Annotated in this window: 7 protein-coding genes; 6 read left to right on the top strand and 1 reads right to left on the bottom strand. The window is 69.6% G+C overall.

Annotation, left to right across the window (positions count from 1 at the left end; genetic code table 11):
* The 4 genes from AC1DYD_RS40740 to AC1DYD_RS40725 form a co-directional block, all read left to right on the top strand.
* A partial coding sequence (locus AC1DYD_RS40740) for an electron transfer flavoprotein subunit alpha/FixB family protein (RefSeq protein ID WP_478178391.1) occupies positions 1-240 on the top strand: 240 nt, incomplete at its 5' end.
* Positions 241-330: 90 nt separating this feature from the next.
* Complete coding sequence (locus AC1DYD_RS40735) at positions 331-2,121, top strand: acyl-CoA dehydrogenase (RefSeq protein WP_478178390.1); 1,791 nt, start codon at positions 331-333, stop codon at positions 2,119-2,121.
* A gap of 34 nt (positions 2,122-2,155) precedes the next feature.
* On the top strand, positions 2,156-3,118 hold the full coding sequence (locus AC1DYD_RS40730; protein WP_478118232.1) for an NAD(P)H-dependent flavin oxidoreductase: 963 nt from the start codon (positions 2,156-2,158) through the stop codon (positions 3,116-3,118).
* 49 nt (positions 3,119-3,167) lie between these two features.
* The gene (locus tag AC1DYD_RS40725) at positions 3,168-4,277 is read left to right on the top strand and encodes an acyltransferase family protein (RefSeq protein WP_478178392.1); all 1,110 of its coding nucleotides are present in this window, start codon (positions 3,168-3,170) and stop codon (positions 4,275-4,277) included.
* Between the two features lie 3 nt (positions 4,278-4,280).
* On the opposite strand, the gene AC1DYD_RS40720 is transcribed toward AC1DYD_RS40725, so the two are convergent.
* Positions 4,281-5,363, bottom strand: coding sequence for a glycosyltransferase family 4 protein (locus tag AC1DYD_RS40720; RefSeq protein ID WP_478178389.1), 1,083 nt, complete (start codon positions 5,361-5,363; stop codon positions 4,281-4,283).
* A gap of 54 nt (positions 5,364-5,417) precedes the next feature.
* Here AC1DYD_RS40720 and cydD point away from each other — a divergent pair, with 54 nt between their 5' ends.
* Complete coding sequence (gene cydD / locus AC1DYD_RS40715) at positions 5,418-7,130, top strand: thiol reductant ABC exporter subunit CydD (RefSeq protein ID WP_478178388.1); 1,713 nt, start codon at positions 5,418-5,420, stop codon at positions 7,128-7,130.
* A partial coding sequence (locus AC1DYD_RS40710) for an ABC transporter domain-containing protein (RefSeq protein ID WP_478178387.1) occupies positions 7,127-7,856 on the top strand: 730 nt, incomplete at its 3' end. The genes cydD and AC1DYD_RS40710, both read left to right, overlap by 4 nt.

The following is a 7,856-nucleotide window of genomic DNA, read 5'->3' as shown; positions in this document are numbered from 1 at the left end:
GTCGACGCGGGCTACGCCCCGAACGACTGGCAAGTGGGCCAGACCGGCAAGATCGTGGCCCCGCAGCTGTACATCGCCTGCGGCATCTCGGGCGCGATCCAGCATCTGGCGGGCATGAAGGACTCGAAGGTGATCGTGGCGATCAACAAGGACGAGGAGGCCCCGATCTTCTCGGTGGCCGACTACGGCCTGGTCGCCGACCTGTTCACGGCCGTGCCGGAACTGGTCAAGGCGCTCTGATCCTTCAAGACATGTGAGCCGAAGGGCATCGTTCGCGGTGCCCTTTTTCACATCGGTTGGCATTGGGCCGCAAGGCCGCAGGAGACATTCATGAGCTATATCGCCCCCCTCAAGGACATGCTGTTCGACATCGAGCACCTGGCGGACATCGCGCAGGTGGCGAAGATGCCGGGCCTCGAGGATGCAGGCCTCGAAACCGCACAGGCGGTGCTCGAGGAATGCGCCCGCTTCAACCAGGACGTGATCGCGCCGCTGAACGTGGCGGGCGATCGCAATCCCTCGTCCTTCAAGGACGGCCAGGTGACGACCACGCCGGGCTTCAAGGAAGCCTTCGCCCAGTATGTGGCGGGTGGCTGGCAAGGGCTGCAGCATCCAACGGACTTCGGCGGCCAGGGCCTGCCCAAGACCATCGGGGCCGCCTGCGGCGAGATGCTCAACTCGGCCAACATGAGCTTCGCGCTGTGTCCGCTGCTGACCGATGGCGCAACGGAAGCCCTGCTGACGGCAGGCTCCGACGAACTCAAGGCCATCTACCTCGAGAAGCTGGTGAGCGGCCAGTGGACCGGCACCATGAACCTGACCGAGCCGCAGGCCGGCAGCGATCTCGCGATGGTGCGCAGCCGCGCCGAGCCGCAGGCCGACGGCAGCTACAAGGTGTTTGGCACCAAGATCTTCATCACCTACGGTGAGCACGACATGGCCGAGAACATCGTCCATCTGGTGCTGGCCCGCGTGACCGGTGCGCCCGAAGGCGTGAAGGGCATCAGCCTGTTCGTTTGCCCCAAGTTCCTCGTGAACAAGGATGGGTCGCTGGGCGCGCGCAACGACGTGCACTGCGTGAGCATCGAGCACAAGCTGGGCATCAAGGCCTCGCCGACGGCCGTGCTGCAATATGGCGACCACGGTGGCGCTGTCGGCTACCTGGTCGGCCAGGAAAACCGCGGCCTCGAGTACATGTTCATCATGATGAACTCGGCCCGCTACGCCGTGGGCATGCAGGGCATCGCGATCGCCGAGCGCGCCTACCAGCATGCGGTGGCCTACGCCAGGGACCGCGTGCAGAGCAGGCCGGTCGACGGCTCGATCAATGCCAGTGCGCCGATCATCCATCACCCGGACGTCAAGCGCATGCTGATGACGATGCGCGCCTACACCGAAGGTTGCCGCGCGATGGCGACGGTGGCCGCCGCCGCCTACGACGCGACGCACCATCATCCCGATGCCGAGACGCGCAAGCAGAACCAGGCCTTCTATGAATACATGGTGCCGCTGGTCAAGGGCTACAGCACCGAGATGAGCCTCGAAGTGGCCTCGCTTGGCGTGCAGGTGCACGGCGGCATGGGCTTCATCGAGGAGACCGGCGCGGCGCAGTACCTGCGCGATGCCAAGATCCTGACCATCTACGAAGGCACGACCGCGATCCAGGCCAACGACCTCGTGGGCCGCAAGACGGCGCGCGACGGCGGCCAGACCGCGAAGGCGATCGCGGCCCAGATCGAGAAGACCGAGGCCGAACTGGCGCAGCGCGACAGCGCCGACGCCAAGGCCGTCGCGAAGAAGCTCAAGGCCGCCCGCGAGGCTTTCGTCGACGTCGTCGGCTTCGTCGCCGGCCAGACCAAGGCGTCGCCGAACGCGGTGTTCGCGGGCAGCGTGCCCTACCTGATGCTGGCGGGCAACGTGGTCGCCGGCTGGCAACTCGCGCGCTCGCTCCTGGTCGCCGAGGACCTCGCCAAGGTCGGCACCGACGTGGCTTTCATGAAGGCCAAGATCGCGACGGCCCGCTTCTATGCGGAGCACATCCTGAACAAGGCGCCCGGCCTCCGGGACAGCATCGTCGACGGCGCCGACAGCGTCACCGCCCTCGCGCTCGAATCCTTCTAAGCCAAGACCTCATCCAACGATTTCCGGAGACCCCATGTCCAAGCTGCCGCCCGTGCTCGCCAACCTCCCCCTGCCCATCATCGGCTCGCCGCTGTTCATCATCAGCAATCCCAAGCTGGTGATCGCCCAGTGCAAGGCCGGCGTCGTGGGCTCGATGCCGGCGCTCAATGCGCGGCCGGCCGCGCAGCTCGAGGAGTGGCTGATCGAGATCACCGAGGAGCTGGCCGCCTACAACAAGGCCAACCCCGACAAGCCGGCCGCGCCCTTCGCCATCAACCAGATCGTGCACAAGAGCAATGACCGGCTCGAGCACGACATGGCGATGGTCGTGAAGTACAAGGTGCCGATCGTGATCACCTCGCTCGGCGCGCGCACCGACGTCAACGATGCGGTCCACAGCTACGGCGGCGTGACCTTGCACGACATCATCAACAACACCTTTGCGAAGAAGGCGATCGAGAAGGGCGCCGACGGCCTGATCGCCGTCGCGGCGGGGGCCGGCGGCCATGCGGGCGTCAAGAGCCCGTTCGCGCTGGTGCAGGAAATCCGCCAGTGGTTCGATGGCCCGCTCGCGCTCTCGGGTTCGATCGCCAATGGCAGCGCGGTGCTGGCCGCGCAGGCCATGGGCGCCGACTTCGCCTACATCGGCACCGCGTTCATCGCCACCGAAGAGGCCCGCGCCAGCGACGAGTACAAGCAGGCGATCGTCGAAGGCACGTCCGACGACATCGTCTACTCGAACCTGTTCACCGGCGTGCACGGCAACTACCTCGCCCCCAGCATCGTGGCCGCCGGCATGGACCCGGCCAATCTGCCCGAAGGCGACCTCAAGACCATGAACTTCGGCGGCGGCGAGGGCAGCAAGGCCAAGGCCTGGAAGGACATCTGGGGTTCGGGCCAGGGCATCGGTGCGGTGACCGAAGTCGCGACCGCCGCGGCTTTCGTCGAAAAGCTCAAACGCGAGTACTTCGACGCCCGCCGCCGTCTGGCGCTCTGAACCAGTGACGCTGCGCAGGACGGCCGCTGCCGGCGCCGCAGCGGGCCGCATGCCGCTGCTCGACGCGGTCAAGGGCGTCGCCTGCGCGCTGATCGTCGGTCATCACCTGGCGCGCTACGGTCCGCTGCAGGCAGGTGCGTCCTCACTGGCGCCGGCGCTGTTCGGCTGGCTGGCCCAGGACGGCCGGCTCGCGGTGCAGGTGTTCCTGGTGCTGGCCGGCTTCCTGGCGGCCGGCAGCCTGGCGCCCGATGGCGTGCTGCGGGTCGACCGCCCGCTGGCCCGGGTCGGTCAGCGCTATGGCCGTCTGGTCATGCCCTACCTGGCCGCGCTGAGCTTCAGCGTGCTGGTCGCGGCACTGGTCCGGCCTTGGCTCGAAGGCGACGCGGTGCCGGCCGCGCCCGGCCTCGCGCAGTTGCTGGCGCACGGCCTGCTGCTGCAGGACCTGCTGGGCTTCGATGCGCTGTCGACGGGCGTCTGGTACGTGGCCATCGATTTCCAGCTCTTCGTGCTCGCCCTGGCGGCGATCGGCCTGTCGGAGCTGTTGCAGCGGCGCTGGTCGCTGGGTCCCGAGCGTTCCCGCTGGCTGGTGGCGGGGCTGGTGCTGGCGCTGGTGGTGGCCTCGCTCGCGGTGTTCAACCGCCGGCAGGAACTCGATGCCACGGCGATCTATTTCTTCGGCTCCTACGGCCTGGGCATGCTGGTCTTCTGGATCGGGCGCGCCACCCGCGACAGCACCTGGCGCTACGCGATGCTGATGCTGGTCCTGGTGGGTGCCGCGGCGCTGGCGCTCGAGTGGCGCAGCCGCATCGCGATCGCGCTGGTCACGGCGCTGGCGGTGGCCGTGGTGCAGCATCGCGACGGGCTCGCGCCTGCCGCCTGGCCGCGCATCGGTGCGCCGCTGGTGCGGCTCGGCCGCATCTCGTACTCGCTGTTCCTGATCCACTTCCCGGTGCTGCTGCTGGTCAGCGCGGCGATGAGCCGCTTGTTGCCGGCGACGCCGTGGATCGACTTGATGGGCCTGCTGGCGACCTTCGCGCTGTCGATAGCGGCCGCTTCGCTGCTCTACCGCTGGGTCGAGTCGCGGCCCGCCACGTGGCGGGCGGTGCTGGGCCTGTTCGCGGGCCTGCTGGTGTGCGGTCTGCTGGTTCCGGCCAGGTGACCTTCAGTCACGCTTCTGCAGTGCAGGACCCTGGTCCGATCGCCGGTAAGCTTCGGCATACCTGAGTCCGAGCACGTTCGATGAATTGAGCTGCTGGTGAAACGAGAAGAAGGCTCGGCCTTCTTCGGCCACGGCCGCAGGATCGTCGAACCAGCTCGCCAGCGCGTCGGCCAGGGCGCCGGCATCGCCATAAGGCAACCCGTTCGGCAGCCTCCGGTCGGGCGGCAGGCAGTCGCGCGAGCCGTCGACATCGGTCAAGAGCGAGGCACGGCCCGCGGCGGCCGCTTCGATCGTGACGATGCCCTGGCCTTCGATGGAACTGACGAGGATGGCAAACATCGACTGCGCATACTCGCTCCGGACATCGGCCACATAGCCGCGGAAGAGCACCCGGTCGGCGACCCCGAGATTCCGGCATTTCTCTTCGAGCGCCGGGCGCAGCGGTCCCTCGCCAACGAGCACCAGTTCGGCGTCGATGCCGCGGTCGCGCAGCAGGGCCCAGGCATCGATCAGGGTGCCATGGCCCTTCACCGGGACGAACCGGGCGACGCACACGGCCCGCCGGCGCACCGCGGCCAGGTCGATGGCCGGGACGCGCTCGGGAAATGGGGTGGGATTGCCGAGGACCACGACGTCGCGCGTGCGCGTCGTGGCGACGATGTTGTCCTTGACGGAGTTCGTCACCGCGATGGCGCGGCGCGGACTGAACAGCCAGAACGCGGCCGAGAAGCCGTAGGTGAGGTTGCCCGAGTAGAGCACCGGGCGGCGCAGCAAGGGCTTCAGCGCCGTCAGCACCATCGAGAGCCGCCGGTGGTGCACGTGGATGAGATCGATGTTCCGGGCATCCAGCAGGCGCTTCAGGCGCATCACGCTGCGCCAGAAGACGCCCGGATGGCCGGACATCAGGCCCAGGTGCTCGATGCGGCCGGGCGGGATCCACGACAGGTCCTCTTCTTCATCGCCGTACTGGCAACTGACGAAATGGTTTTCAATGCCGCAGGGCTGCACGGCCTCGTGGATCCGGCGGATGGCCATCGTCACGCCGCTGCTGCGGTAATAGTTGGGGTTGATGACGCAGATATTCATGGGCTTCTGGTAGCTTAACGACCCTCGGCTCTGCAGCGCAGACGCACATCTCGTATGATTCTCGAGATTTCAGTAAATACTGAAATTACAGTAGTTGATAAATACGTGAACTCTTCCGCCTCGTCGTTCGCCAGCCTGGTCCAGGGCGCCGCCGCGCTGCTCTGGCTGCCGCAGGCGGCGTTGCTGGCCTGGGCGGTTCAGCGACTGGGTGCGGGCGAGGGCCTGGCCGCGGCGTTGTGGCCGGCTGCCGGCATCCTGCTGCTGGGCCTGGCGCGTGCAGCGGCCGAGGCCTGGGGCGCGCGCCGCCTGTATGTGCAGGGACGCGCGCACCTGTCCGTCCTGCGGGCCCGGGTGGCGGCCGGGCTGGCGGCGCGTTCGCCGCTGGACAGCGCCCGTCCCGCCTCCGGCCTGGCCGCCAGCGTGATCGCCGAGCAGGCCGAGGCGGTGGTGCCCTACCTGGTGCGCTACGCCCCGGCGCGCTGGCGGGCGATGGTGGTGCCGCTGGCCATCGTGGCGGTGGTGGCCGGCTTGTCCTGGGTGGCGGCCGCGGTGCTGCTGGTCGCCGCGCCGCTGATCCCGATCTTCATGGCCATCGTCGGTTGGCGCGCCAGGGCCGCGAGCGAGGCGCAGATGGTCGAGATGGGCAGCATGAACGGCTTCCTGCTCGATCGCCTGCGGGGCCTCGCGACCCTGCGTTCGCTCGGCGCCGTCGACCTGACCGCGCGGCGCCTCGGCGAAGCGGCCCAATCGCTGCGGACCCGCACGATGGCGGTGCTGCGCATCGCCTTTCTTTCGTCCGCGGTGCTGGAGTTGTTCTCCGCGTTGGGCGTCGCGATGGTGGCGGCCTACATCGGCTTCCATCTGCTGGGCACCCTCGGCTTCGGTACCTGGGGCCGCACGCTGAGCCTGGGCGAGGGCCTGTTCGTCCTGCTGTTGGCGCCGGCCTTCTTCGAGCCCTTGCGCGAGTTGTCCGCGGTCTGGCACGACCGCGCGGCCGGCGAGGCCGCGCTGGTGTCGCTCGAGCGCCTGAGCGATGGCGGCGTCGTTCTGCCGGGGGCTTCGGCGGCGGACGCGCAGGGCCCATCGCCGGCCGCAGTCGCCGCGACCGGGGCACCCGCGGTTCGCGTGCGCGGCCTGCGCTTCTCGCACGCCGGCGAGGACGCCTTCTTCGACAACTACGACCTGCGCGTGGGCGCGGGCGAGCATGTCGCCCTGATGGGGCCCAGCGGCTCGGGCAAGACGGCGCTGCTGAGCCTGATCGCCGGCCTGGTGCCGGCGCAGCACGGCGAGATCCTGATCGGCGGCGTGCCGTTGTCGGACGACACGGTGGCGTCGCTGCGCGCGCGCATGGCGTGGATGGGCCAGCGGCCGCATGTCTTTGCCGCGTCGGTGCAGGCCAACGTGGCGCTCGGCCGCAGCGGCGTGCAGGCGGCCCAGGTGGAGGCCGCGATGCGCTTCGCGGCGCTCGACGGTGTCGCCCAGGCGCGTCCCGGCATCGCGCTCGGGGAGGGCGGCGGCGGCCTGTCGGGCGGCGAGGCGGTGCGGCTGGCGCTGGCGCGCGTGGCGGTGCATCCCGAGGCCGATCTGCTGCTGGTCGACGAGCCGACCGCGCATCTGGACAGCGAGACGGCGGAGCGCGTCGTCGACGCCCTGATGCAGCTGGCGCGCGGCAGGACCCTGATCGCCGCCACCCACGATCCGGTGCTGGCCGCCCGCATGGGCCGGGTGGTCCGGCTCGACGAATTGCCGGCGAGGGAGGCGGCATGAGACGCCCGACCGCTCCCGAGGCGAATGCCGAAGCGCTGTTGCGCGAAGCTTGCCTTGTGAGTTTCTGGCGCGATGTCCGGCCGGTACTCGCGGCTTTTTGCGAGGCCCAGCCGCGCCGGCTGGCCGGGGGCGCGGCCCTGGCGGCGCTGACAGTGCTGATGGGCATGGCGCTGCTGGGCCTTTCGGGCTGGTTCATCACCGCCACCGCGCTGGCCGGCCTGCAGGCCGCAACGGCGCTGCGCTTCGATGTCTTCATGCCGTCGGCGGGCATCCGCCTGCTGGCGCTGGGCCGCACCGGCTCGCGCTACGCCGAACGGCTGGTCACGCACGACGCCACCTTCGGCGTGCTGGCCGCGCTGCGCGAGCGACTGTTCCGCGGCTGGGCCCGGCCCGATGCGGCACGCCGGCTGCTGGCCCGGCCGGCCCGGCTGCTGTTCCGCCTGACCGCCGACATCGACGCCCTCGAGTCCTTCTACCTGCGGCTGCTGGTGCCGGCCGGTGCCGCCCTCGGCGCCGCGCTGCTGGCCGGCATCGTGCTGGGCGTCATGAAGGCCTGGATGGGCGCCGTGCTGGCGCTCTGGCTGGTCGTCGCGGGCTGGGGCATCGCGCTCGCCGTCGCGGCGCGCGCCCGCCCGGCGGCGGTGCGGCGCGCGCATGCGATGGAAGCCCTGCGCGCCCGCGCCGCCGACCTGGTGTCGGGGCAGACCGAACTCGTCATGGCATGGC

Source organism: Variovorax sp. P4_B11 (genome assembly GCF_056402355.1).
The sequence above is the reverse complement of the archived record's forward strand: the minus strand, read 5'-3'. Positions and strand labels throughout refer to the sequence as shown.